The sequence below is a fragment of the Mixta mediterraneensis genome, from assembly GCF_014946725.1.
GTDB classification, from domain to species: Bacteria; Pseudomonadota; Gammaproteobacteria; order Enterobacterales; family Enterobacteriaceae; genus Pantoea; species Pantoea mediterraneensis.
The window spans coordinates 540725-565113 of the sequence record NZ_JACFXY010000001.1 but is presented as its reverse complement, the minus strand read 5'-3'; the positions used below and the strand labels follow the sequence as shown (position 1 = coordinate 565113).

General features: G+C 55.0%; 23 protein-coding genes and 4 pseudogenes. 18 read left to right on the top strand and 9 right to left on the bottom strand.

Annotation, left to right across the window (positions count from 1 at the left end):
- Nucleotides 1-43 precede the first annotated feature (43 nt).
- The 6 genes and pseudogenes from H2P46_RS02865 to puuE form a co-directional block, all read left to right on the top strand.
- Nucleotides 44-620: pseudogene (locus tag H2P46_RS02865) on the top strand (GntR family transcriptional regulator); the annotation flags it as partial.
- 83 nt (nt 621-703) lie between these two features.
- Complete coding sequence (gene istA / locus H2P46_RS02860) at nt 704-1732, top strand: IS21 family transposase (RefSeq protein ID WP_193403243.1); 1029 nt, start codon at nt 704-706, stop codon at nt 1730-1732.
- Nucleotides 1729-2517, top strand: coding sequence for an IS21-like element helper ATPase IstB (gene istB / locus H2P46_RS02855; RefSeq protein WP_193403211.1), 789 nt, complete (start codon nt 1729-1731; stop codon nt 2515-2517). The genes istA and istB overlap by 4 nt, the downstream gene beginning before the upstream one ends.
- 88 nt (nt 2518-2605) lie before the next feature.
- Nucleotides 2606-2731, top strand: a pseudogene (locus H2P46_RS02850) (GntR family transcriptional regulator); the annotation flags it as partial.
- Nucleotides 2728-3459, top strand: a pseudogene (gene hpxA / locus H2P46_RS02845) (allantoin racemase). The pseudogenes H2P46_RS02850 and hpxA, both read left to right, overlap by 4 nt.
- A gap of 33 nt (nt 3460-3492) precedes the next feature.
- Nucleotides 3493-4452: an allantoinase PuuE gene (gene puuE, locus H2P46_RS02840; protein WP_193403702.1), complete on the top strand. Its 960-nt coding sequence runs from the start codon at nt 3493-3495 to the stop codon at nt 4450-4452.
- A 322-nt stretch (nt 4453-4774) separates the two neighbouring features.
- On the opposite strand, the gene hpxZ is transcribed toward puuE, so the two are convergent.
- From hpxZ to H2P46_RS02820, 4 genes are read right to left on the bottom strand one after another with little or no spacing between them, the layout of a single operon-like run.
- Nucleotides 4775-5158, bottom strand: a complete 384-nt coding sequence (hpxZ, locus tag H2P46_RS02835; RefSeq protein ID WP_193403701.1) for an oxalurate catabolism protein HpxZ — start codon at nt 5156-5158, stop codon at nt 4775-4777.
- Nucleotides 5158-6555 (bottom strand): AtzE family amidohydrolase, encoded by a 1398-nt coding sequence (locus H2P46_RS02830; RefSeq protein WP_193403700.1) that lies wholly within the window; start codon nt 6553-6555, stop codon nt 5158-5160. The genes hpxZ and H2P46_RS02830 overlap by 1 nt, the downstream gene beginning before the upstream one ends.
- A complete protein-coding gene (hpxX, locus tag H2P46_RS02825; RefSeq protein WP_193403699.1) occupies nt 6552-6737 on the bottom strand; it encodes an oxalurate catabolism protein HpxX in 186 nt (61 codons plus the stop codon). The genes H2P46_RS02830 and hpxX overlap by 4 nt, the downstream gene beginning before the upstream one ends.
- Nucleotides 6738-6748: 11 nt before the next feature.
- Nucleotides 6749-8335 carry a gamma-glutamyltransferase family protein gene (locus H2P46_RS02820; RefSeq protein ID WP_193403698.1) on the bottom strand — a complete coding sequence of 529 codons (1587 nt, stop codon included), beginning with the start codon at nt 8333-8335 and terminating at the stop codon, nt 6749-6751.
- 143 nt (nt 8336-8478) lie between these two features.
- On the opposite strand from H2P46_RS02820, the gene hpxU reads away from it, so the two are divergent.
- The 6 genes from hpxU (at nt 8479) to uraH (ending at nt 13055) form a co-directional block, all read left to right on the top strand.
- Complete coding sequence (hpxU, locus tag H2P46_RS02815; RefSeq protein WP_193403697.1) at nt 8479-9318, top strand: MurR/RpiR family transcriptional regulator HpxU; 840 nt, start codon at nt 8479-8481, stop codon at nt 9316-9318.
- A 204-nt stretch (nt 9319-9522) separates the two neighbouring features.
- Nucleotides 9523-9789 (top strand): hypothetical protein, encoded by a 267-nt coding sequence (locus tag H2P46_RS02810; RefSeq protein ID WP_193403696.1) that lies wholly within the window; start codon nt 9523-9525, stop codon nt 9787-9789.
- Nucleotides 9741-10976 (top strand): pyridoxal-phosphate-dependent aminotransferase family protein, encoded by a 1236-nt coding sequence (locus H2P46_RS02805; protein ID WP_193403695.1) that lies wholly within the window; start codon nt 9741-9743, stop codon nt 10974-10976. Before H2P46_RS02810 ends, H2P46_RS02805 begins: the two co-directional genes overlap by 49 nt.
- Nucleotides 10973-12226 (top strand): allantoate amidohydrolase, encoded by a 1254-nt coding sequence (gene hpxK / locus H2P46_RS02800; RefSeq protein WP_193403694.1) that lies wholly within the window; start codon nt 10973-10975, stop codon nt 12224-12226. The genes H2P46_RS02805 and hpxK overlap by 4 nt, the downstream gene beginning before the upstream one ends.
- A 2-nt stretch (nt 12227-12228) precedes the next feature.
- Entirely contained in the window at nt 12229-12723 is a 495-nt protein-coding gene (gene uraD, locus H2P46_RS02795; protein ID WP_193403693.1) for a 2-oxo-4-hydroxy-4-carboxy-5-ureidoimidazoline decarboxylase, read from the top strand.
- A complete protein-coding gene (uraH, locus tag H2P46_RS02790; RefSeq protein WP_193403692.1) occupies nt 12720-13055 on the top strand; it encodes a hydroxyisourate hydrolase in 336 nt (111 codons plus the stop codon). The genes uraD and uraH overlap by 4 nt, the downstream gene beginning before the upstream one ends.
- Nucleotides 13056-13109: 54 nt before the next feature.
- Here the strand turns inward: uraH and H2P46_RS02785 are convergent, their stop codons facing one another.
- The gene (locus H2P46_RS02785) at nt 13110-13877 is read right to left on the bottom strand and encodes an amidohydrolase (RefSeq protein ID WP_193403691.1); all 768 of its coding nucleotides are present in this window, start codon (nt 13875-13877) and stop codon (nt 13110-13112) included.
- Nucleotides 13865-15025, bottom strand: a complete 1161-nt coding sequence (locus tag H2P46_RS02780; RefSeq protein WP_193403690.1) for a pyridoxal phosphate-dependent aminotransferase — start codon at nt 15023-15025, stop codon at nt 13865-13867. Before H2P46_RS02780 ends, H2P46_RS02785 begins: the two co-directional genes overlap by 13 nt.
- A gap of 126 nt (nt 15026-15151) precedes the next feature.
- Here H2P46_RS02780 and H2P46_RS02775 point away from each other — a divergent pair, with 126 nt between their 5' ends.
- The 3 genes from H2P46_RS02775 to H2P46_RS02765 are packed head-to-tail and all read left to right on the top strand — an operon-like array spanning nt 15152 to nt 16990.
- Nucleotides 15152-15766, top strand: coding sequence for a methylthioribulose 1-phosphate dehydratase (locus tag H2P46_RS02775; protein ID WP_193403689.1), 615 nt, complete (start codon nt 15152-15154; stop codon nt 15764-15766).
- Nucleotides 15763-16446, top strand: coding sequence for an acireductone synthase (gene mtnC, locus H2P46_RS02770; protein WP_193403688.1), 684 nt, complete (start codon nt 15763-15765; stop codon nt 16444-16446). The genes H2P46_RS02775 and mtnC overlap by 4 nt, the downstream gene beginning before the upstream one ends.
- A 1-nt stretch (nt 16447) precedes the next feature.
- A complete protein-coding gene (locus tag H2P46_RS02765) occupies nt 16448-16990 on the top strand; it encodes a 1,2-dihydroxy-3-keto-5-methylthiopentene dioxygenase (RefSeq protein ID WP_193403687.1) in 543 nt (180 codons plus the stop codon).
- 48 nt (nt 16991-17038) lie between these two features.
- Here the strand turns inward: H2P46_RS02765 and mtnA are convergent.
- Nucleotides 17039-18061: pseudogene (gene mtnA / locus H2P46_RS02760) on the bottom strand (S-methyl-5-thioribose-1-phosphate isomerase).
- 116 nt (nt 18062-18177) lie between these two features.
- Between mtnA and mtnK the strand changes: the two are divergent.
- On the top strand, nt 18178-19377 hold the full coding sequence (mtnK, locus tag H2P46_RS02755; RefSeq protein WP_193403938.1) for an S-methyl-5-thioribose kinase: 1200 nt from the start codon (nt 18178-18180) through the stop codon (nt 19375-19377).
- Between the two features lie 115 nt (nt 19378-19492).
- Here mtnK and fadE read toward each other — a convergent pair whose 3' ends face one another.
- Nucleotides 19493-21940: an acyl-CoA dehydrogenase FadE gene (gene fadE, locus H2P46_RS02750; RefSeq protein WP_193403686.1), complete on the bottom strand. Its 2448-nt coding sequence runs from the start codon at nt 21938-21940 to the stop codon at nt 19493-19495.
- A gap of 252 nt (nt 21941-22192) precedes the next feature.
- Here fadE and lpcA point away from each other — a divergent pair, with 252 nt between their 5' ends.
- Together lpcA and H2P46_RS02740 are read left to right on the top strand one after the other, a co-directional pair.
- Nucleotides 22193-22771 (top strand): D-sedoheptulose 7-phosphate isomerase, encoded by a 579-nt coding sequence (lpcA, locus tag H2P46_RS02745; RefSeq protein ID WP_193403685.1) that lies wholly within the window; start codon nt 22193-22195, stop codon nt 22769-22771.
- Nucleotides 22772-22821: 50 nt separating this feature from the next.
- A complete protein-coding gene (locus tag H2P46_RS02740) occupies nt 22822-23589 on the top strand; it encodes a class II glutamine amidotransferase (protein WP_193403684.1) in 768 nt (255 codons plus the stop codon).
- Here the strand turns inward: H2P46_RS02740 and dpaA are convergent.
- A complete protein-coding gene (gene dpaA / locus H2P46_RS02735; protein WP_193403683.1) occupies nt 23560-24300 on the bottom strand; it encodes a peptidoglycan meso-diaminopimelic acid protein amidase in 741 nt (246 codons plus the stop codon). The two genes, H2P46_RS02740 and dpaA, sit on opposite strands and share 30 nt — an antisense overlap.
- Nucleotides 24301-24389 lie beyond the last annotated feature (89 nt).

Here is a 24389-nt window from a genome sequence, read left to right as displayed (position 1 = left end):
ACGTATACGATACGTTGCACACAGAGCCTTACCGGAGCAGGTAATGAAGAGCGAAACAGGCCAGAGAACGGCCGCTGATCGGCATGATAAAGATGAAGTTATCTATCAGGCGTTAATGAACGCTATCGTTGAACATCAGTTGCCGCCTGGCAGCAAATTGCCAGAAGAAGCACTGTCAGACGTCTTTGGCGTCAGCCGCACCGGCTCGCAAAGTGCTACAACGCCTCGCTACAGTGCAGATGATTACCTTAACGCCCAAACGCGGTGCACATGTCACGACGCCGGACGTTGATGAGGCGCGTGATATTTTCCGCACTCGCAGCCTGATGGAGCGCGCCAACTTACCGGCGGTGCTGGAACATTTACAACCTCCTCATCTGGTCGCGCTGGCAAATTTACTGGAGCAGGAAAAGCAGGCGCATTCAGATCGTGACGGTGCCGCTGCGATCCGTATTTCTGCTGCTTTCCATATTCAGTTGCAGGCAATCTCAGGTAATCAGGTGTTAACCGAAATGGTGACGCGTCTGACTCAGCGATCTTCATTGGTGATCGCCGCCTATGGCGCACCGTGGCAGCACGGATGCCGCTGTGACGATCACGATCGTCTGCTGCAATTACTGTCGCTACCGATGTAAAACTGGCCCACCTGCCGATGTAAATCTGACCCACCTAGGGTAAAAATGGCAGTTTTAAGGCACTGCCAATGATGACATTGGAGACCAGAGTGGAGATTAGTGTTTTACACCGTCAGGGCATGTCGATACGCGCCATCGCGCGCCAGCTTTCATGCTCTCGTGAGACCGTTCGCAGATATATTCGTAGCCCGCTGCCCGTAGCGGATATGCGCTACAAGCCTCGCGCACCCAGACCCTGCAAGCTTGACCCGTTCAAGACCTATATCCTTGAGCGCGTGGCCGCTGCCAGGCCCCTCTGGATACCCGCCAGTGTGCTGCTGCGCGAGATCCGTCAGCGTGGTTACGAGGGTGGTTACAGCATGCTGACCGCTTTCCTGCACCCCATTAAGCAGCCCGTCACTGAAGAGGTAACACGCTTCGAGACCGAGCCTGGCTTTCAGATGCAAGTTGATTTCACCATCATCAGACTCGGTCATAACCCATTGCTGGCCTTTGTCGCCACGCTGGGCTGGAGCCGCGCGACTTTCGTCAAGTTTTACAGCAACCAGGACTCCGCTGCCTGGTGTGACGGCATTGAGTCTGCGCTCAGGTTCTTCGGCGGGACGCCGCATCAGCTGCTGTTCGACAACGCCAAGGCCATCATCATTGAGCGCGATGTCTACGGCCCCGGTAAGCATCGCTGGAACCCGCAGTTGATGCACGTCGCCGAGAAGTATGCCTTTACTCCCAAGGTCTGCCGACCCTATCGCGCCAAGACCAAGGGTAAGGTTGAGCGGTTTAACCATTACCTCAAGAACAGCTTTATCGTGCCTCTTACCGCGACCTTCCGGCAGGCCGGGCTGGTACTGGATGTACCTGCTGCCAACACACGCATCGGCGAGTGGCTGGTCACCGTCGCGAACACACGAGTGCATGGCACCACAGGCGTACCGCCTGAGCAGCGCATGCCGCGCGAGCGTGCTGCGCTATTGCCGTTACCGAAGGTCACGTTGGCATTGCCTGCACCTGTCCCAGCGCTCAGCCAGCGTCCGGTGCCGACCGAGAGCCTGCAACATCCTCTGGCAACGTACCAGGCCTTGCTCGAGGTGCCAGCATGAACCTTCAACATGATCGTATTGCCGCGCTCTGCGAGCAACTCAAGCTCGACCGCCTGCCGGCAGAGTGGCCGGGTGTGGCACAGGCGACCATCGACAACAGCGGCACGCATGCCGACTTCCTGGAAGCCGTTTTGCAGCTCCAGCATGATGGCCAGAACGAACGGCGTCGCCAGACCATTTTGCGGTTATCAGGCCTGCCGGTGATAAAAACACTGGAGCAGTTCGATTACGCCTATGCCAGTGGCGTTCCACGAAGTCAGATCCAGGAGTTGGCGGGTCTGACATTTATCGAACGTCAGGAGAACGTTGTCCTGCTCGGGCCTTCTGGCGTCGGCAAAACGCACCTGGCGACCGCCATTGGCTATAAGGCCGCGATGGCGGGTTTAAGCATTCGGTTCATTACCGCCGCCGACATGATGCTGCAACTGATGGCGTCACATCGTCAGGGTGACCTGAAGGGCTACCTGAACCGCGTCGTAGGTAAACCTAAGCTGTTGATCATCGACGAAGTGGGATATCTGCCGTTCGGTAAAATGGAGGCGAACCTGTTCTTCCAGGTAGTCGCTAAACGGTATGAGTCAGGCAGCGTGATCCTGACCAGCAACCTGCCGTTTACGCAGTGGTCCGGAACGTTTGGTGATGACGAGACACTGACGGCAGCGATGCTGGATCGGCTGCTTCACCATGCGCATATCGCCCAAATCAGCGGCCAAAGCTATCGACTGAAAGATAAGCTGAAAAGCGGTCAACTCCAGAAGAAAACGAAAGCAACAACGCTCGAATGATTCAAAGGGGGTGGGTCAGTTTTACTTTGGCAGGGTGGGTCAGAATTCGATCGGTATTGACAAATTACTGCGTACTCAGCAAGCAGAGCCGCTGTCCGGGGCGCTGCAACAACATTTTGATCACATCGTTTCCAGCCTGCACTTCGAGCGTAGCGGCGAAGCCTTGCCGGACTTCTCACGTTTATTTTCCGGTCATAAAGGAGCGGCATCATGAACCTGCTCCAGGTGATTAACCCCAACACCAGCCTGGCAATGACAGACACCATCGGTCAGGCGGCACGCGCAGTAGCCGCGCCCGGCCCTGAAATTCTGGCGGTATCGCCTTCGTAAGGTGTGCCATCAATTGAAGGGCATTTTGATGAAGCGATTGCGGCGATTGGGGTGCTGAAACAGGTCAGACTGGGCAAAGCGCAGGGCGTTAGCGGCCATGTGATTGCCTGCTTTGGCGATCCCGGCCTGCTGGCGGCACGCGAGCTGGCAAGCGGCCCGGTGATAGGCATTGCTGAGGCGGCGATGCACACCGCCACGCTGGTGGCGACGCGTTTTTCCATCGTCACGACATTACCGCATATATCAGTGATTGCGCGTCATCTGTTACAGCAATATGGCTTTACCCAGCATTGCGCCGCGTTACACGCCATCGATCTGCCTGTGCTGGCACTGGAAGATGGCAGCGGTCTGGCGCAGGAAAAAGTGCGCGAACGCTGCCTCCAGGCGAAGCGCGAAGATGGCAGTGGGGCGATAGTTTTAGGCTGCGGCGGTATGGCAACCTTAGCGGCTTCGTTAACCCAGGAGCTAGACATGCCGGTCATTGATGGCGTCAGCGCGGCTGTAAAAATGGTTGAGTCGCTGGTGGCGCTGGGCTTTGGTACTAGCAAGCAGGGCGATCTGGCTTATCCTTTGCAGAAACCTCTCTCCGGTGCATTTCAGCACCTAAACTAACGGGGTGTTGCACTCTTACAACGGGAAGCGAGCATGAGTGAAGGTGTAGAGAAAAAAGAGTACAGCTTTAACAAAAATTATCCGCGTGACATGGTGGGTTACGGCGCGAATCCGCCAGATGCCGCCTGGCCGAAAAAAGCGCGCGTGGCGGTGCAGTTTGTACTGAATTACGAAGAAGGTGCAGAGAACAACGTATTGCACGGCGATGCGGGTTCAGAGCAATTTCTTTCCGATATCATTGGCGCGGCCAGTTATCCCGATCGCCACATGTCGATGGATTCGCTGTATGAATATGGCTCGCGTGCCGGTTTCTGGCGTATCCATAATGAATTTCAAAAGCGTGGTTTGCCACTGACTATTTTTGGGGTGGCGATGGCGCTGGCGCGGCATCCTGACATTGTCGAGGCCATCAAAAATGCGCGTTACGATGTGGTGAGTCACGGCTGGCGCTGGATCCATTATCAGGGCATGGATGCAAAGACCGAACGCGAGCATATGCAGCAGGCCGTTGACGTGTTGGTCGATCTGTTCGGTAAAGCCCCAACCGGTTGGTATACTGGCCGCGATAGTCCAAATACTCGCCGCTTAGTGGTGGAGCAGGGCGGGTTTACTTACGACAGCGATAATTACGGTGATGATTTGCCATTCTGGACACAGGTTACCTGTCAGGATGGCACGGTGAAACCGCATCTGATCATTCCTTACACGCTGGAATGTAACGATATGCGCTTTGCTTCACCGCAGGGCTTTAATACCGCCGAACAATTCTTTACCTATCTTCGCGACACCTTTGACGTGTTGTATGAAGAGGGAGAAACCGCGCCGAAGATGATGTCAGTTGGCATGCACTGTCGCTTGCTGGGGCGTCCGGGCAAGTTTCGCGCCTTGCAAAATTTCCTCGACCACATTCAGCAGCATGAGAAAGTGTGGGTCTGTACCCGCCAGCAAATTGCTGAACACTGGATTAAAAAGCATCCCGCGCCAGAGGTATGATGGCGCAGGCTGGCCGCCTGGGGCGTTGTCTTGCAAACGGCTAAGGCCAGGCCCCATTTCAAGGCCAGGGGCGTTTCGTTCGGCCTGATGTCCGACCGCCCCAGGCGAGGCGTCGTCCCTCCCCGGCGCACCCGCGCATTGTCGGCATCATTGCCGCTACGTGGTCCCCTCGCGCCAGTTGCTTACCTGATGAAGGTGTCCGCGAAGCGGGCAAATGCGCAGCCAGGAGCAGGGCCGGGGCGACTGCTGGCCTTGCTCCGTCGGACTTCAGGCTGAATGAAATGCTTTTGATCCTGGCCTTAGCCGTTCGCAGGACAAACCATTAAGTCATAATGCTCACCTGGGCTGCCACGATGCGCCAGCCGCATGGTAACTTCACCCAGGTTTGCTGCTGACGCCCCGTTTTCTCGCTGCCTTCGCGCGTGAATTCGGTGCTACATACCGCATAATCCTCACCAAAGGTGGTGATCACGGTATTTCGCAGGGTACGATCCAGACCAGCAGAGGAGCGCGCAGCCCGGAAAGCGCGGATTTCATCAATGCCGTAAAGGTTCTCACCGGCACCCAGTCGTACAGTACGTTCATCATGCCAAAACAACGCATCCAGCACGGCAATATCGTTACTGATTAATGCCTGCTCATAACGGTAAAAAGCGTCAGTAACTTCAGCGACGATCATCGGGCGATCAATATGTTCTGCTTTCATTACACACCTACCATGCTCATTTGTGGCATCGTTAAGCCTTGCTGCTCCAGTGCATAAGCGGCACGCAGCGCGGCCTCTTCTTTGAATGGCGCAGCGATCAGCTGCAGGCCAATGGGTAATCCGCTGGAGGTTGCCAGCGGTACGGTGCATACCGGCAAGCCAGCGAATGAAATCGGTTGCGTCAGCATGCCCATGCTGGCTTTGGCAGGTAAATCCTGGCCATTAATGTGAATACTTTCCTGACCAATCTTTATCGCGCTACACGGCGTAGCAGGCGCAATCAGCACGTCAAAATGCTCAAATAGCGGCAAAACCTGCTGCTGGAAATGTCGGCGGAAACGCTGCGCCTGCACATACCACACGGCCGGAATCATCGCGCCAGCCAGCAAACGCTCACGGGAATGAGGCTCAAATTGCTCCGGTAGCTGGCGCAGCGCAGGCAAATAGTGATTTCCTCCCTCTGATGCGGTCATGATAAAGGCCGCCGAGCGGGCCAGTTCCGCTTCTGGTATCTGTACTTCTTCGCGGGTCTGTAAGGCATTTGCCGCGATGGCTAAGGCTACACGCGCATCATCATCGCACCAGGTGGAGAAAAAGCCGCCTAATATGCCGCAGCGCAGACCGCTGTCGCCTTGCGTTAAGCCGGGTAACGTTGGCGCAACCGGGTGACTCGCCTGAAAGGCATCGTTGCTGTCGCAGCCCTGCAATACGTCATATACCAGCGCCAAATCTTCCACACGCCGGGCAAAAGGACCGATATGATCCAGGCTGGCAACAAACGGGTGGCTGCCACTACGCGACAGACGACCAAAAGTCGGTTTCAGTCCGAAAATGCCGCACAGCGAGGCAGGCACGCGAATCGATCCGTTGGTATCAGTGCCAAGTGAGAAATGTACCAGCCCCGCTGCGACAGCCGCCGCTGAGCCGCCAGACGATCCCCCCGCCACGCGGGATAAATCGTGCGGGTTATGTGTCGCACCATAATGGCTATTCTCGGTCGTGAAGCCATACGCATAGGCATCCATATTCAGCATGCCGGAAAGCAGCGCGCCGGCTTCACGCAGCCTGTTGACAGCCCAGGCATCTTCCCGGGCGGCAGGGCGCTCGCTAAACAAGCGGGCACCCGCTAAGGTGCTGTGGCCAGCCACGTCAAACAGATTCTTTACGGCATAAGGAATGCCCGCCAGCGAGGACAGCGCTTCTCCGCGTTGGCGCTGTTTATCAATCAGCCCGGCTTCTTTTAACATGCGTTGACCGGTAACCTCGGTCCAGGCATTGAGTGCTGGATTATGTTGCTCAATCGCCTGCAGCGTTGCGGTGGCAACTTCGCGTGCGCTGATAGTGCCGTTTTGAACCGCCTGATGCAGCGATCGAAGGGAAAGTTCGCTCAGTTTCACGCTTTGTACACTCCTGCCACTTCCAGCCTATCGTCAAGCGGCAACGCCATCAGCGGTATCGCCATGCCGGCAATACGTGTCATCTGCGTCAGTAATGCAGCGCGGCGGGCTTCATCCAGGTCAATCTCCAGCAGCTGCGCCATTTGCGCGATATACATCGCCCAGTCGATATTCTGATTCATTATTCCTCCGGTTAGAAACCTGCGGCACTGCCATTGCTACGTGGATCGCTTGCGCCCTCGAGCATGCCGTTGTTATGACGCACAATCGCGCCTGCATGTCCAACTGCTTCACTGAAATCCGGCAGCAGTTCTACCTCATGGCCCAGCTGGCGCAAACGTTCCAGCGTGGCGGCAGAAAAGCGGCTCTCCAGCTTGAGCGAGTCGGATGATTGCCCCCACGTTCGTCCTAACAGCCAGCGCGGTGCACTTACGGCTTGTTGCAGTGGCAAACCCTGAATCACGTGACGAGTAAAAATTGCAGCCTGCGTTTGTGGCTGGCCGTCGCCGCCCATTGAGCCGTACACCATGGCGCGACCATCTTTCAGTCGCGCAGCGGCAGGATTGAGGGTATGGAAAGGTTGCTTACCTGGTGCAAGAGCCAGCAGATGTTCAGGATCAAGGCTGAAAGCCGCGCCCCGGTTCTGCCAGGTGATGCCGGTGCCGGGTAACACCACGCCGCTACCAAATTCGTGATAGATGCTTTGGATAAAAGAGACCGCCAGGCCGCTGCTGTCCATGACGCCCATCCATACCGTGTCGCCAGGACCGCGCCCGGTTCCCCACGGCGCAGCCTTTTCTTCATCAATTTGGCTGGCAAGCGTGGCAAGGTGATCGCTATCCAGCAGCGTCTGCAAATCTTCGGTGACATGACGCGGGTCGGTAATGTACTTATCACGTAGCGCGAAAGCTTTTTTCGTGGCTTCAACAATGCGGTGCACGGTTTGCGCTTCATCTGCCTTTGCCATATCGAGCTGATCGGTAATGCCAAGAATTGCCAGCGACACGGCACCCTGGGTCGGCGGCGTCATGTTCCATATATCGCCTTCGCTGTGGGCAATATGCAGGGGCGTACAGCGTCGCGCGCGCTGCTGTTGCAGATCCTCCAGGGTGACTGGCATACCGAGCGCCGTCATTTCACGCGCCAGGCGATGAGACAAATTGCCACGATAAAAGCTGTAGAGTCCTTCTTCAGTTAACTGACTGAGCGTTTGCGCCAGGGCTGGTTGAGTGAAACGGCTACCCGCGCGCGGGACTTTACCGTCCGGCAAAAAGGTGGTGGCAAAACCGGGTTGATGCTGTAATTCGTTGCGTTTGGCTTCCGTGGCCGCCGCTTGCGATGCTGTCACTGGAATGCCGTCGGCAGCATAACGAATCGCATCGCGTAGCAGGCGTGGCAACGGGAGCGGCGTACCGCCCAGTTCACCAGAAAGGGTTAATGCTTCCAGCCAGCCGCTCACGGTCCCCGCCACTGTCAATGCGGCTTTCGGACCACGATGAGGAATATGAGATTCGTTGTGATAGAAATCGATATGAGCCAGCGAACCGGCTGCACCGCTGGCGTCAATGGCAATGGGATCGCCACAGGCGGGCATCACTAACCAGAAACCATCGCCACCTAATCCATTCATATGCGGATAAACCACCGCGATGGTGGCGGCTGCGGCAACCATTGCTTCTATGGCATTGCCGCCTTCACGCAGCACTGCCAGCGCACTTTCGCTTGCCAGATGATGAGGCGTCACCGCCATGCCCAGCGGCGCCATATTGCTCTGAATCATTCGTTTCTCATTTTGCTAGCGGGTAACAGTAGAGAAATGCAAGCAAGAGCCGTTCCAGTTTTCATTTAGCAGGACGCGGCATTTAGGTTAACCTGGCGCAAACTGTGCTAGCTTGAGTTGAAACGAAAGTTACAGGACAAAGAATGAAACAGCTTGATGAACGGCTCAGAAGCCACTATTCCCAGCTTTCGCCGCAAGAGCAGCGTATTGCGAACTTTATATTTGATCACTTCAATGATTTGATTAGCTATAACAGCGCCGAGTTGGCGCGCTTAAGCGGTGTGTCAAAAGCCACCGTCAGCCGCTTATTCAAGCGCCTCGGTTATGAAAAATACAAGGACATGCGCGATGAATTGCGTACCCTGCGCCAGAGCGGTATGCCGCTCACTAATAACCGCAATGCAGTGCAGGGCAACACGTTGCTGTCACGTCATTACAAACAGGAAATGGCTAACCTGACCCAGTGGGTTAACAGCATTGATGCACAGCAATTTGGTGAAGTCATTCAGCAGCTGGCACAGGCAAAACGCGTATTTATCATCGGCATGCGAAATGCGTATCCGGTAGCGCTGCATCTGCGGCAGCAATTAATGCAGGCGCGTATGCAGGTGCATATTTTGCCGCAGCCGGGACAGACCCTATCGGAAGAGCTGGTGGATATTACGGCGGATGACATGGTGGTAATAATGGCGTTCCGTCGCCGCACGCGCATTATTCGCCCGCTGATGCAGCAGCTACAAAACGCGGGTATTCCGCTACTGGCGCTGTGTGAGCCGCAGGCGCAAACGGTGCTTTCACTGGCGCGCTGGCAGTTGTGCGCGCCGCTCGACAGCGTGTCGGCCTTTGACAGCTACGCATCGGCAATGAGTTTAATTAACCTGCTGGCGAATGCGTTATTACACGAAATGTTGTCACACGGGCGTCAGCGTATTCACCAGATTGCCGATCTCTATCAGCAGTTTGATGAACTGGAGCACCGCTAACAGGCCCCTTTTTGGTGCTTTGCTCTGTTTTGGTTCAGCGATTTTGGCGGCTGGCCGCTGCATCTATGCCGTCAATCCCCGGTTGTCTCTGTGATTAAATAGGTTTCCCTGATTCCCGCGCTCTGGCACATTAGTTGCAAATCGATTGATGTAGAATCTTTTGTTTCATAATGGCTCACCAGAGCACAGAATGAGAAAGTCTTTATGGCGGCGGCAGCGGCGTTGTTGATGACAAAGCAGGCAGCGCTCGCCGATCAACTGTACGACACGCCGTGGCGTGACGGGTATTGCCACTTCGCCTGTGTCTCCGGGGAATGCCTGGGCGCTGGCGAACAGCAAAATGCTGTTTGCGAACCCGCAAACGTCAGGGCTGAAACAGGTTATCCCCCGGTCCGCTTCTACATGTTCAACAAGGAATCATTATGGACATCACTCAGTTTTCGCAACTTGATCCACCGCAACGCCTGCTGATGGGGCCGGGACCGATCAACGCCGATCCGCGCGTACTGCGCGCCATGTCGAGCCAGTTGCTTGGTCAGTATGATCCCGCCATGACGCACTATATGAACGAAGTCATGGCGTTGTATCGCGGCGTGTTTCGCACTGAAAACCGCTGGACGATGTTGATTGATGGCACATCACGCGCCGGGATTGAAGCGATTTTGCTGTCGGCGATCCGGCCAGGAGACAAAGTACTGGTGCCGGTATTTGGTCGGTTTGGTCATTTGCTGTGTGAAATTGCTCGCCGCTGTCGCGCCGATGTACACACCATTGAAGTCCCCTGGGGCGACGTGTTTACGCCGGATCAGGTGGAAGAGGCGATTAAACGGGTAAAGCCGCGCCTGTTGTTGACGGTGCAAGGCGACACCTCCACCACCATGTTACAGCCGCTGGCCGAGCTGGGTGAAATTTGTATCAGATACGGCGTGCTGTTTTATACCGATGCCACTGCTTCGCTGGGTGGCAACGTGCTGGAAACCGATGCATGGGGTCTGGATGCGGTTTCTGCTGGCATGCAAAAGTGCCTCGGCGGCCCGTCCGGCACGTCGCCGGTTACTCTGAGTGCAAAAATGGAAGCGGTGATCCGCAAGCGTAAATGTGTGGAAGCGGGCATTCGTACTGCCGCCCATCAGGACGGCGACGACGAGATGATCTACTCCAACTATTTTGATCTCGGCATGATCATGGATTACTGGGGACCTGAGCGCCTGAACCATCACACCGAAGCCACCACCGCGCTATTTGGGGCCCGGGAATGCGCACGTCTGATCCTGCAGGAAGGGTTAGATGAAGGGATTGCCCGTCACAAACTGCATGGGGACGCGCTGTTAAAAGGCATTCAGGGCATGGGGCTGGAAACCTTCGGCGATTTGAAACACAAAATGAATAATGTATTAGGCGTGGTTATTCCGCAGGGCATTAATGGTGATCAGGTGCGCAAGCTGATGCTGGAAGATTTCGCTATTGAAATTGGCACGTCATTCGGTCCGCTGCATGGCAAAGTATGGCGCATCGGCACCATGGGTTATAACGCACGTAAAGATTGCGTGATGCAAACCCTGGCCGCGCTGGAAACAGTATTAACGCATCTTGGCTACCGCACGCCGCAGGGTGCGGCTGCACAGGCGGCATGGGATCATTACGGGAGCCCTGCATGAAAATGAACGCCAGCGAAGCGCAAACCGCTGCGGCGCGGGTAATGACGCGCTGTGACGCACTGGCAGAGATCAGCGCGTCAGCGGATGAATTAACCCGCGTCTATCTGTCGCCTGAACATCTACGCGCTAACAGGTGCGTGGGTCAGTGGATGAAGGCGGCGGGCATGCAGGTCTGGCAGGATGCGGTCGGCAATATTTGTGGGCGCTATGAAGCGGCAGAAGCTGGCGCACCCGCGCTGTTACTGGGTTCGCATCTGGATACGGTACGCAACGCGGGTCGTTACGATGGCATGCTTGGGGTATTAAGCGCCATTGAAGCCGTGCAATGGCTGCATGATCGGCAACAGCGTTTGCCGCTGGCAATTGAGATTGTCGGTTTCGGCGATGAAGAAGGAACTCGTTTTGGCATCACGCTGCTGGGAAGCCGCGGCCTTACCGGTACCTGGCCAGACAGTTGGGTGACGCATCCTGATGAGAACGGAATTACTGTGGCGCAGGCGATGGCGGAGGTGGGCCTCGACAGCGCGCAGATAGCCAGCGCTGCACGAGATGTAAAAGCGTTCGTCGCCTATCTTGAACTGCATATCGAACAGGGGCCGTGCCTGGAACAGGAGGGGCTGGCGCTTGGCGTCGTTACGGCGATTAACGGCGCACGACGCCTGCATTGCTGCTTTACGGGCGAGGCTGGCCATGCAGGCACCGTACCCATGACGCATCGTAAAGATGCGCTGGCTGCTGCCGCAGAGTGGATGATGTTTATCGAACATACCACCCGCGAGCAGGGTCCGCAGCTGGTGGCGACTGTCGGCACGTTGAGCTGCACACCGGGCGCGGTGAATGTGATCCCTGGCGAAGTAAAACTGTCGCTTGACGTGCGTGGGCCGCAGGACGAACCGCTGGCGTCGCTGCTTGCGACATTACTCGCCCAGGCTGAAGCCATTGCGCTGCGTCGGGGGCTGACGTTTGAAGCAAACGAGTATTATCGTATCGCCGCAACGGCCTGCGATCCGCAGTTACAACAGGTACTGAGCCACGCGGTTAAAACAGTACAGGGACGCAGTTTGTCGCTGCCAGGCGGAGCGGGACATGATGCGATTGCGATTGCCGAACGCTGGCCGGTCGGCATGTTATTTGTACGCAACCATCGCGGTATCAGCCATCACCCGGCGGAATCAGTGAGGGCCGATGACGTTGCATGTGCGCTGCAAGCCTGTTTACAGGCGATATGCCAGATTGCTGAACGGGAATAAACATGGATTTAGCGACTTTTAATCAACTGCCACCTGGAGACGCGGCGGCTGCGATTGCGCATTGTGTGGCGATTCCTGCCTGGCAACAGGCGCTGGCGGCGGCGCGTCCTTATGCTTCGCCTGACGCGCTGCTCGCCGAAGGGGATCGCCTGGCATGCCTGTGGCAAAGTGATGATTTGCAACAGGCGCTGTCGGCTCATCCGCGTATTGGCGAGCCAGCGAACGGCGTGAGCAAAGAAGCCTCGCTTTCGCGTGGTGAGCAGTCCGCTATGCAGCAGGCCGGTAAGGCTTTACAGCAGGCGATTCTGCAAGGTAACCGGGACTACGAAGCGCGTTTCCAGCGGGTATTTTTGATTCGCGCAAAAGGACGCAGCGGCGAAGAGATGCTGGCAGAGCTACAGCGCCGCCTGAACAATGACGAGCATACTGAGCAGCAGGAAGCTCTGAGCCAACTGCGCGAAATCACGTTGTTACGCCTGAAGGAGAGCATTGCATGAGCACCATTACGACGCACGTCCTCGACACCGCACTGGGTAAACCGGCTATCGGCGTGGCGATTTCACTGGAACAAAACAGCCCGGAGGGCTGGTTGCCGGTTTCTGAAGGCGTTACCGACAGCGATGGCCGTTTGAAAGCATTGACACCGGAACCCGTCGCGCCGGGCCACTATCGTTTAACCGCAGAGATTGGCGATTATTTTGCCGCTGGCGGGCGCGATGCGCTGTATGTCAGCGCACAAATTGATTTTGTGATTGCCGAAGCGGGCAGCCATTTCCATCTGCCGTTTTTGATTTCTCCCTGGTCATGGTCGACCTATCGTGGCAGTTAACGCGTTCATAACGCGCATAAAAAAGGCCACCTGAGTGGCCGTTTACTTTCTGGCTTACAGCGAAAAATTATCTGCATCGCGCCACGCCGGGAAGCGTTCGCGGTAGGCATTCAACGCATCCAGCGATAATTCCGCATCGATGCGCGCCTGTTTAAAGGGTTCGGCGGCGCTGAGAATCTCGCCCTGCGGCGAAATAATTCGGCTGTCGCCGCTGTATTGATGATGGTTGCCGTCTTCGCCCACGCGGTTGCAGCCTGCCACGTAAGCCTGATTCTCAATGGCTCGCGCCAGCAATAACGCCTGCCAGTGCAGAGCACGCGGCGCTGGCCAGTTAGCCACAAACAGCGCCAGATCATAATCATTACGGTTACGGGAAAATACCGGAAAACGCAGGTCATAACAGATTTGCGGCAGGATACGCCAGCCGCGCCAGTTAAACACTTCACGCGTTTCACCCGGCAGATAGTGATGATGTTCATCGGCCATACGGAACAGGTGACGCTTGTCATATTGATGCAGCGTACCGTCTGGCTCCACCAGCAAAAAACGGTTTACTGCACCATTTTCAGTCTGAATTGCGGCGCTGCCACCCACCAGTGCATTGCGGGTACGCGCATGACCGTGTAACCATTCAACCACCTGCTGTTGCGGTAGCGAGCTTTTTGCCGCTTCCATAGCAAACCCGGTGGTAAACATTTCCGGCAGCAGAATTAAATCGCGTCCGTGAATACCGCTCAGTACGCGATCGAAATGACGTAAATTCGCTTCGCCGTCCATCCAGGTCAGCGTTTCCTGTAAAACGGTAATGTTTAAAGTTGACATAAGCGCTCCGCAGCGGCAATCAGCGTCGCTTCCTGTTTGGCAAAGCACAGACGAATCAGCTTATGCGGGAACGGACCGGCGCAGAATACGGACAACGGAATAGCCGCGACACCCACCTCTTTCGTCAGCCACTGACAGAAATTCACGTCATCCAGATCAGAAATGGCGCTGTAATCAACGAGCAGAAAATAGGTGCCTTCACATGGCAGCACCTTAAAGCGACTTTTGCTTAGCGCCTGAATTAAGCAATCGCGGCGGGTGCGGTAAAAGTCCGGCAGCTCGCGATAGTGCTCAGGTTCCTGACGCAGCATATCGGCAATGGCTAACTGCGCGGGAGTATTCACCGAAAAGGTCAGATATTGATGCACTTTGCGGATCTCGGCGCTCATTGCCGCCGGTGCGATGCAGTACCCCACCTTCCAGCCGGTCATATGGAAAGTTTTGCCAAACGATGACACCGCAATCGCACGCTGACGCAGCTCGGCATGGTCCAGCACGCTGGTATGTCCCTCTTCGGCGAAGCAGATGTGTTCATACACTTCATCGCTCAGAACATAAATTTCCTGCCCGGCAATGGCCTGCCACAGCGCAGCATAATCGCTTTTGCGCCACACCGTGGCGGAAGGATTATGAGGGGTATTCAGGATCACCAGGCGGGTTTTATCACTTAATAAGCAGTTAAATTCCGACCAGTCAACGCGGAAACCAGGCGGTTGCAGCGCGATGCGTTTCAGTGTTCCCCCAGCCAGTTGCACAGCAGGCGCGTAGCTGTCATAGCTGGGATCGAAGCAGATCACTTCGTCACCCGGCCTTACCAGCGCGGTGATCGCTGCGTACAACGCTTCAGTTGCGCCTGCGGTGACGGTAATCTCGCTGTTAACATCGGGAAGGTGACCATAAAGCTCAGCAGTTTTAGCCGCGATGGCTTCACGCAGCGGCAGCGCACCGGTCATCGGCGCATATTGATTTGCACCCTGGCTAACATGATATGCCAGCCGATCCTGTAAATAGCGCGGGCCGTCAAAATCGGGAAAGCCCTGTGACAGATTGATAGCCTTATGCTGCTGCGCCAGCGCGCTCATTTGAGTAAAAATGGTAGTGCCGAGCGCAGGTAATTTGCTCTCGGGAATCAGGTTATGCTGCGTCATTGTTCTTTGCCCTTAAGCGCGAATGTCTTTGCGGAGTATCCCTGTGTTGCTGCCACTATAAACAGGATGCTAGTATTTGGCAATCGAGACGCTTAGACGGCTAAAACCTATCGCACAGGATACCCTATGTCGGACCCTCAACCGCTTGATCAACTCGTTGCAGCCTGCCACTGGATTGGCGCTAAAGGCTGGGCGCCCGCCACTGGCGGTAATATGTCGGTACGCCAGGATGCGCATTTTTGCCTGCTCAGTGGGTCCGGTAAGGATAAAGGAAGCCTGACTCGTGATGATTTTATCCAGGTCGAAATCGCCAGCAATCATGCACCATCAGGGCGCAAACCTTCTGCCGAAACGGGCCTGCATACGCTAATTTATCGCCTGTTCCCCGATGCGGGTGCGGTCTTACATACCCATACCGTGAACGCAACCGTGCTGTCGCGAGTGGAAGAGGGCGCAGCGTTATTGCTCTATGGCTATGAAATGCAGAAATCGCTGACCGGACAACACACGCATGAGGACACGGTCGCTATCCCGGTTTTCGATAACAGTCAGAATATCAGCGCACTGGCGTCGGAAATTGAAGACTATGCCGCACGCTTCCCGCTGCGTTATGGCTTTCTGCTACGCGGTCATGGCCTCACGTGCTGGGGCAAAGATGTCAGTGAAGCGCGTCGTCATCTGGAAGGGCTGGAATTTTTATTTGAATGTGAACGTCAACATCGCCTGCTGGAGAAAAAATGATCCGCGCCATTGTTACTGATATTGAAGGCACGACCAGCGATATTCGCTTCGTGCATAATATCCTGTTTCCCTATGCCCGCCAGCATTTAGCCACCTTTATTCGCGATCATCAGGATAATGCACACGTTAATGCGGCGCTGGATGCGGTACGCGCCGAAGTAGATCAACCGAATGCCGATCGGGAAGCGTTAATAGCGATCCTGTTCAGCTTTATGGATCAGGATCGTAAATCTACCGGACTGAAAGCGTTGCAGGGCATGATCTGGCGCGATGGTTACGTGAATGGCAACTTTACCGGTCATCTTTATCCGGATGTTGCACCTGCGCTAACCGCGTGGCAGCAGCAGGGACTGAAACTTTACGTTTATTCATCCGGCTCGGTTGCGGCGCAGAAATTGTTATTTGGTTACAGCGACGAAGGTGATATTACTGGCCTGTTCAGCGGCTATTTCGATACTCACGTTGGCGCCAAGCGCGACGTGGCCTCTTATCGCACTATCGCCGCCGAAATCGGTCTACCGGTTGAGCAGCTGCTGTTTCTTTCTGATATACATCAGGAACTGGACGCGGCAGCCGCAGCCGGATGGCAAACTCTGCAATTGATTCGTGACGATGCGGATAATGAAAGCCGTCACCGTCAGGTCAATAATTTTTCCCAGATTAACCCGGAGTCGATTTGAGATGAGTGCACTGACTATTTTTACCGATAGCGAAGCCAGCCAGCCGGTGTGGCACAGCACCGATGCGGAGGCGATCCGTGCGCGTCTGAATGCCAAAGGTGTCCGTTTTGAGCGCTGGGAAGCGGATCGCGATCTGGGTGAAAACCCGGATGCCGCAACGGTAATTAACGCTTATCAGCATGCGATCGATCGGCTGGTGGCAGAAAAGGGCTATCAGAGCTGGGATGTGATCAGTATGCGTGCCGATCATCCACAAAAAGATCTGCTGCGCGAGAAGTTTCTTTCTGAACATACGCACGGCGAGGATGAAGTCCGCTTTTTTGTGGAAGGTGCAGGTTTGTTTTGCCTGCATCTGGATGGGCAGATTTTGCAGATCCTGTGTGAGAAGAGTGATCTGATTTCGGTTCCAGCCGGTACGCCGCACTGGTTTGATATGGGCTCGGCACCGAATTTCACTGCGATACGTATTTTTGATAATCAGGAAGGTTGGATCGCGAATTTTACCGGTGACAAGATTGCCGATGCATATCCACGCCTGGCTTAGTTTCCTGTCTGTGCGCGCAGCTCACCGCGCGCACAATGCCGCAGCGTATTACTTCGGCTGTAACACGCCAGCTGCAACCTCTGAAGGCGTCACCACGCCGGTATCCAGTACCCAGCCGCTGATTAGCGCGGCTGGCGTGACGTCAAACGCCGGGTTACAGACGGTCGCCTTCTCGGGTGCCCACTGTACGCTGCCAAAGCTGCCTGCCACGCCGGTGATTTCACTGGCGGCGCGCTGTTCAATGGGGATCGCGGCGCCATCGGGACACAAGCGATCCAGCGTAGTATGCGGCGCTGCAACATAAAACGGAATCGCGTGATAATGCGCCAGCACCGCCAGGCTGTACGTGCCAATTTTATTCGCCACATCGCCATTCGCCGCAATGCGATCCGCACCCACCCAAATCGCATCTACTTTTTGGCTTGCCATTAAACTTGCCGCCATCGAATCGGTGATTAACTGATACGGAATTGACAGTTCGCCCAGTTCCCAGGCAGTTAAGCGGCCGCCTTGTAGTAAAGGGCGAGTTTCATCGACCCAGACGTTCGCGACTTTGCCTTGCTGATGTGCGCGGGCAATCACTCCCAATGCGGTGCCGACCCCGGCCGTGGCTAATCCACCGGTATTGCAGTGCGTCAGTAGCTGGCTGCCTGGTTTAACCAGCGCACTTCCTGCGTCCGCAATGCTGTCGCAAAGCTGCTTATCCTCTGCCACCAGACGTATCGCTTCTTTACCGAGGGCATCAACAAAGCTTTCCTGCGTGAGCGCCAGCTTCATGCGATCAAGATTATTCATCAGGTTAACGGCGGTTGGACGTGCGGCCCGCAGAATCTCCAGCGCTTCTGCCAGCTGGTCGCGTGTTTGCCCATGCTCTGCCAGTAGCGCCAGCAACAGCGAAGCGGGAAGACCAATTAGCGGCGCACCACGCACCCGTAAGGCGTGAATATGCGCAACCAACTGCGCCACGCTGTGCGCAGGCAACCAGTTTTTTTACTGCGGTAGCGCTTGCTGATCAAGGACCCAGAGCTGGTTGTCACGAACCTGTAAGCTGGTGGTTTGAAGTGTCTGCATTGTCTGTGAAATCCATGTTGCGTTAATGGCGGATATTGTGCCAACATGCTGAACGGATGTATAGACGTCTGAACGGCTTACGATTTACCAGGCATTCGATTGATGAGGAACAGGCAATGTCGCAATACCGTACCTTCACCGCTGCTGACGCTGTGGAATATGCCAAACGCTACGGCGGAATAGACGATCCATCGGCGCTGGTCAGTGCCGAAGAGATTGGTGATGGTAATCTCAATCTGGTGTTTAAAATTTACGATAATCAGGGAGTTAGCCGGGTTGTGGTAAAGCAGGCGCTGCCCTATGTACGTTGCGTAGGCGAATCCTGGCCGTTAACGCTGGACCGTGCGCGGCTTGAAGCGCAAACTCTGGTTGAACACTATAAATATTGTCCGCAGCATACCGTTCAGATCATCCATTACGACGCTGATCTGGCGGTAATGGTAATGGAAGATCTTTCCCATTATCGCATCTGGCGCAGCGAGCTGGTAAAAGGCGTGCGTTATCCAGAAGCATCACGTCAGTTGGGTGAGTATCTGGCGCAAACGCTGTTTCATACCTCCGACTTTATTCTGCATCCGCACCAGAAAAAGGCGGAAGTGGCGCGCTTCATTAATCCGGAAATGTGCGAAATCACCGAAGACCTGTTCTTCAACGATCCCTATAACGATCACCAGCGCAATAACTATCCAGCCGCGCTGGAACCGCTGGTTGCAAGCCTGCGTCATGACAATGCGCTACGTATTGCCGTGGCGGCGCTTAAGCATCGCTTCTTTGCCAATGCCGAAGCTCTGCTGCACGGCGATATTCATAGCGGTTCGATTTTTGTGGCGGAGGGTAGCCTGAAGGCGATTGATGCCGAGTTTGGTTACTTTGGGCCGATAGGCTTTGATGTTGGCACCGCGATTGGCAACCTGCTGATCAATTACTGTGGCTTGCCGGGCTTAGTCGCGCCACGCGAAGCTGCCGATGCGCGTGAACAGCGCCTGGCTGATGTCCATGATATATGGAGCACTTTCTCCGCTCGCTTTCTGCAACTGGCGAAAGAAAAAACGACCGGTATAGCACTGGGATATCCGGGTTATGCGCAGGCATTTTTGCGTAAAGTGTGGGCCGATACCATTGGTTATTGTGGCACTGAGCTGATTCGACGCACCGTCGGCATGTCGCATGTGGCGGATATGAAACTGATCAAAGATGTGGCGATGCGCACTGAATGCCTTCGCAACGCCATTACGCTGGGGCGCACGCTAATCCTTGCGGCCGATCATGTAGAAGATGTTGATGCGCTGATTGCGCGCATTCGCCAGGCAGGTTAACGCTAAATATGTGGGAGCGGTGCAGAATATAGCGGCTCTCGTTAAGCAATGAGCAAGCCGCTGCAGCAGGTTTGGGCCGAGAGTATATCGGCCCATTGTGTTTTATTCCTTTTTACTAAGCTGCTTCGCTGGGCCGGGAAGGCTTCTGTTCGGTTTGTTTAGCCGGCACCGCCAGGGCATCCGCAGCAAACTCATCAACGTTAATGGAGCGCAGACGACTTGCTTCGGCGCGTTTCAATACCTCCGCTTCCTGCTCATCAATCCAACCCTGCTCTAAAGCACGTATTGCCAGAGCATCAAGACGGGTAAACGACAGATGTTTTTTAGTCTGCTTGCATAACCGATCGTGAATCACTTCAGCCGCGATGACATCCAGCAGCGCCTGCTCTAGCTGACCGGCGGGATTATGTTCACTCGGTGTCAGGTATTGGCCACGTCCCAGGCGGGTTCGCGTGGCTGATGGCTGCTGTAACAGCTTCGCCAGCTGGTGATCGAGGCGATCAGACGGGGCAGGGCAATGTTTGCCGCCCGCAAAAATAACCACACGCAGTACGCCTGCAACAAAGCGATTCGGGAAGTTACGCAGTAGCTCATCCATTGCGTTTTCTGCCTGATGCAAGGCGTCCTGCACGCCCCAGTGAACCAGTGGCAGATCGGCTTCATTACGGCCTTCATCGTCATAGCGTTTCAGCGTGGCAGAAGCGAGATAAAGCTGACTCAGCACATCACCCAAACGCGCCGAGACACGTTCGCGGCGTTTCAGGCTACCGCCCAACACTGCCATTGAAACATCAGACAGCAAAGCCAGATTAGCGCTGATCCGGTTCAGGTGCTGATAATAGCGGCGGGTAGCATCGCGCGTCGGCGTAGCGCTGGTGCGCCCGCTGGTTAGACCCAGCCACAGGCTGCGTACTTTATTACTGCCGACATGACCCATGTGACTGAACAGAGCCTCATCAAAGGCGCTTATATTATTGCTGGCGGCTGCGGCCATCTCTTGCAGTATGTAAGGATGGCAGCGAATCGCGCCCTGACCAAAGATGATCATGCTGCGGGTCAGAATATTGGCACCTTCTACCGTAATGGCGATAGGAGCCCCCTGATATGCGCGCGCAAGGAAGTTATTGTTACCCAACATGATGCCTTTACCGCCCGCAATATCCATCGCATCGATGATGGCGCGCTGACCACGATGCGTGCAATGGTATTTGACGATAGCCGACAGTACAGCCGGTTTTTCACCCTGCATAATGCCTGCGGTAATCAGCGTGGCTGCTGCATCCATCACGTAGGTATTACCGGCGATACGTGCCAGCGGCTCCTCAATCCCTTCCATTTTACCAATCGGCAGTTTGAACTGGCGGCGGATATGCGCATAGGCGCCGGTTGCCAGCGCCACGCTTTTCAGGCTGCCGGTAGAATTTGATGGCAAGGTAATGCCGCGCCCAACCGACAAACATTCAACCAGCATACGCCAGCCCTGACCGGCCATTTCCGGGCCGCCGATAATAAAATCGATGGGGACAAAAATATCTTTGCCGCGCGTTGGCCCATTTTGGAAGGGAACGTTAAGTGGGAAGTGGCGATTGCCGATTTCAACCCCCGGCGTGCTGGTGGGGATCAACGCGCAGGTGATGCCGGGCGCTTCATTGTCGCTGAGTAAATGTTCGGGATCGGACAGTTTAAAGGCCAGCCCCAGCACGGTAGCAATCGGGGCGAGGGTGATGTAGCGCTTGTTCCAGCTTAAACGCATGCCGAGAACCTGCTGACCTTGCCAGTCGCCCATGCATACCACGCCCGTATCGGGGATGGCGCCCGCGTCAGAACCAGCTTCGGGGCTGGTTAAGGCAAAGCAGGGGATCTCTTCACCACGCGCCAGACGAGGCAAATAGTGATTTTTCTGCGCTTCGGTGCCGTAATGTTGCAGTAGTTCGCCTGGTCCAAGCGAGTTCGGCACGCCAACGGTGATCGCCAGAATGCCTGACACTCCCGCCAGTTTTTGCAGCACGCGGGCTTGTGCATAGGCTGAAAACGCCAGGCCGCCGTACTCTTTTTTGATGATCATGGCAAAAAAGCGCTGCTCTTTCAGGTATGCCCACAGCTCAGGTGGCAGGTCGGCCATTTCATGCGTGATCTGGAAATCATTCGCCATGCGGCAGGCTTCTTCAACCGGTCCGTCCAGAAAGGCTTGCTCTTCGGCGGTCAGGCGCGGCTGCGGATAATTGTGTAGCTTCTGCCAGTCAGGTTTACCCTGAAACAGATCGCCTTCCCACCAGGTCGTACCCGCATCAATGGCTTCCTTCTCCGTGCGCGACATAGGCGGCATTACCTGTTGAAAACGCTGAAGCATCGGTTTAGAGAACATATTGCGACGCATATTTTGCAGATTGAAGGGCAGCAGAATAATGGCTAATGGCAGCAGCAGCCACGGCGTCCAGAGTTGCGCCGTGGCCAGTGCACCGGTCCACAGCAGCAAAATAATACTGCTTAGCCGTAGCGAAACGCGGTGATAAAACAAGGCGCTAATCAGCACTACTGTTGCCAGTATCGAAACAACCATCATAATGAGTGACTCCGTAAGTCGTAAGAGGTCTGACCTGTTATGGGTAGAGGTTTAGAGCAGATCGTTTGATTTATCAATTTTTTTACATCGCAATTACAACCTTGCTCACAAAATCATGACCGGGAAAGGGTGGGTAAAATCATTGGCTAAATATTAGGGCGTCCAGTACGCTGGATCGGGCGCGATGCTTTGCGCGAGCCGGCCATTCCGTTAAACTTGCTGCGATAAATCTCCTCTTTAAAGGACATCCCTATGTACCAGGACATGATTCGTTCAGAGCTTAACGAAGCAGCGGATACGCTAAATAAATTTCTGAGTGACGAAGCCAATATCCATGCGATTCAACGCGCAGCGGTAATGTTGGCAGATAGCTTTAAAGCGGGCGGCAAAGTGCTGTCGTGTGGAAATGGGGGGTCACATTGCGATGCGATGCATTTTGCCGAAGAGTTGACCGGGCGCTATCGCGAAAACCGTCCTGGCTACCCGGCGATTGCCATTTCTGACGTCAGTCATCTGTCTTGTGTCAGCAATGATTTTGGCTACGACTATGTATTTTCACGCTACATCGAAGCGGTAGGCCGTTCAGGCGACGTGCTGCTGGCGCTTTCCACCTCCGGCAACTCCGCCAACATCATCAAAGCGATTGATGCTGCGCGTGCGCAGGGAATGAAAGTGATTACCCTGACCGGCAAAGATGGCGGCAAAATGGCGGGAACGGCAGACATTGAAATCCGCGTACCGCATTTTGGTTACGCCGATCGTATTCAGGAGATCCATATCAAAGTGATCCATATCCTGATGTTGTTGATCGAAAAAGAGATGGTGAAGTAACAGCATTAGCCTCCTGCCAGGCGGGAGGCATCTTAACTAAGGCGGCGGCTATGTGCGAATTGCTCGGGATGAGCGCAAATGTTCCAACAGACATCTGTTTTAGCTTCACCGGCCTGGTGCAGCGTGGCGGCGGAACCGGGCCACATAAAGATGGCTGGGGCATTACGTTTTATGAAGATAAAGGCTGTCGCACGTTTAAGGATCCCTTGCCAGGCTATAATTCGCCCATTGCTCGTCTAGTGCAGGAATATCCGATTAAATCCCATTCGGTGGTGGCGCATATCCGCCAGGCTAATCGGGGTCAGGTTTCGCTGGAAAATACCCATCCGTTTACCCGTGAATTGTGGGGACGCAACTGGACCTACGCCCATAATGGTCAGCTCAAAGGCTATCGCCAACTGGAAACCGGTCACTTCCGTCCGGTGGGTGAAACGGACAGCGAGAAGGCATTTTGCTGGATTCTGCACAAGCTGGCGACACGCTATCCGCGCACGCCAGGCAACTGGCCTGCGGTGTTTCGCTATATTGGCGAGCTGGCGAGTGAACTGCGACTAAAGGGCGTGTTTAATATGTTGCTGTCAGACGGGCGCTATTTAATGGCGTTTTGCTCGACCAATTTATTTTGGATTACGCGGCGTGCCCCGTTTGGTCGTGCGCAGCTGCTCGATCAGGATGTGGAAGTTGATTTTCAGGAACATACCACCGCCAACGACATTGTGACGGTGATTGCGACGCAGCCGCTGACAGGTAATGAGACCTGGCACCGCATCGTGCCAGGCGAGTGGGCATTATTCTGCCTTGGAGAGCGCGAGGAATGATTTGGAGGCAGCTTCGGGTTGCGTTAATACCGGGCTGCTGTTCATCACGTATTGACCGCTGCTTACGTTAACCGTAGGGGGTTGATGGTATTTGGCGAAATACGCATAGCCCGGCTGCAGCTCACGCCAGAAACTGGCGTAAGTGGAATAGCGATGACGCTGCATATTGCTGTCCGTCATACGGAACGGATAGATACTAATGCTTACTTCTTGCTGACCATTACGCAACGCCGCATTCACATAATTGAAAATCTCGTCCATATAAGCGTTGGTCATGGCGTAGCAGCCAATTGACTTGCAATCGCCATGGATCATCAAAAAGTTGCCGTTATAGCCCTGCTCGCGATCGTATTGATTTGGAAAACCGATATTGATTGCACGATAGAAGCGGCTATCCGGCTTCAGCTGATTCAGCCTGACGTGATAAAAACCTTCCGGACTTTTGAAATCGCCCTGACGGCGTTTCGGGCCGAGGCCACCCGAAAAGTTGCAGATGCGGTAAGCATCCAGTAGCCGATATTCGTTACCGATTTTACCGTACAGCTCAAGTGTGCGTTCTTCCTTGAAGATCTGGATATAAACCGGCGTGCCGAGTAACTGTTTCTTTAATTCTTTATTCACCGGCGCCAGTTGCTGAACTGGCTCCGGCGTCATTGCCATGCTGAGGGCTGGCATCAAAATCATCGCAAACAGAAGTGCGATTTTGCCCATGCTGTGTGTACCTTGACGTGAAGAAGAACAATGACGACCCAAAGGCGTCTCTGCTTGCATTATCGGATAACTCCGCTACCGCTGCGCAA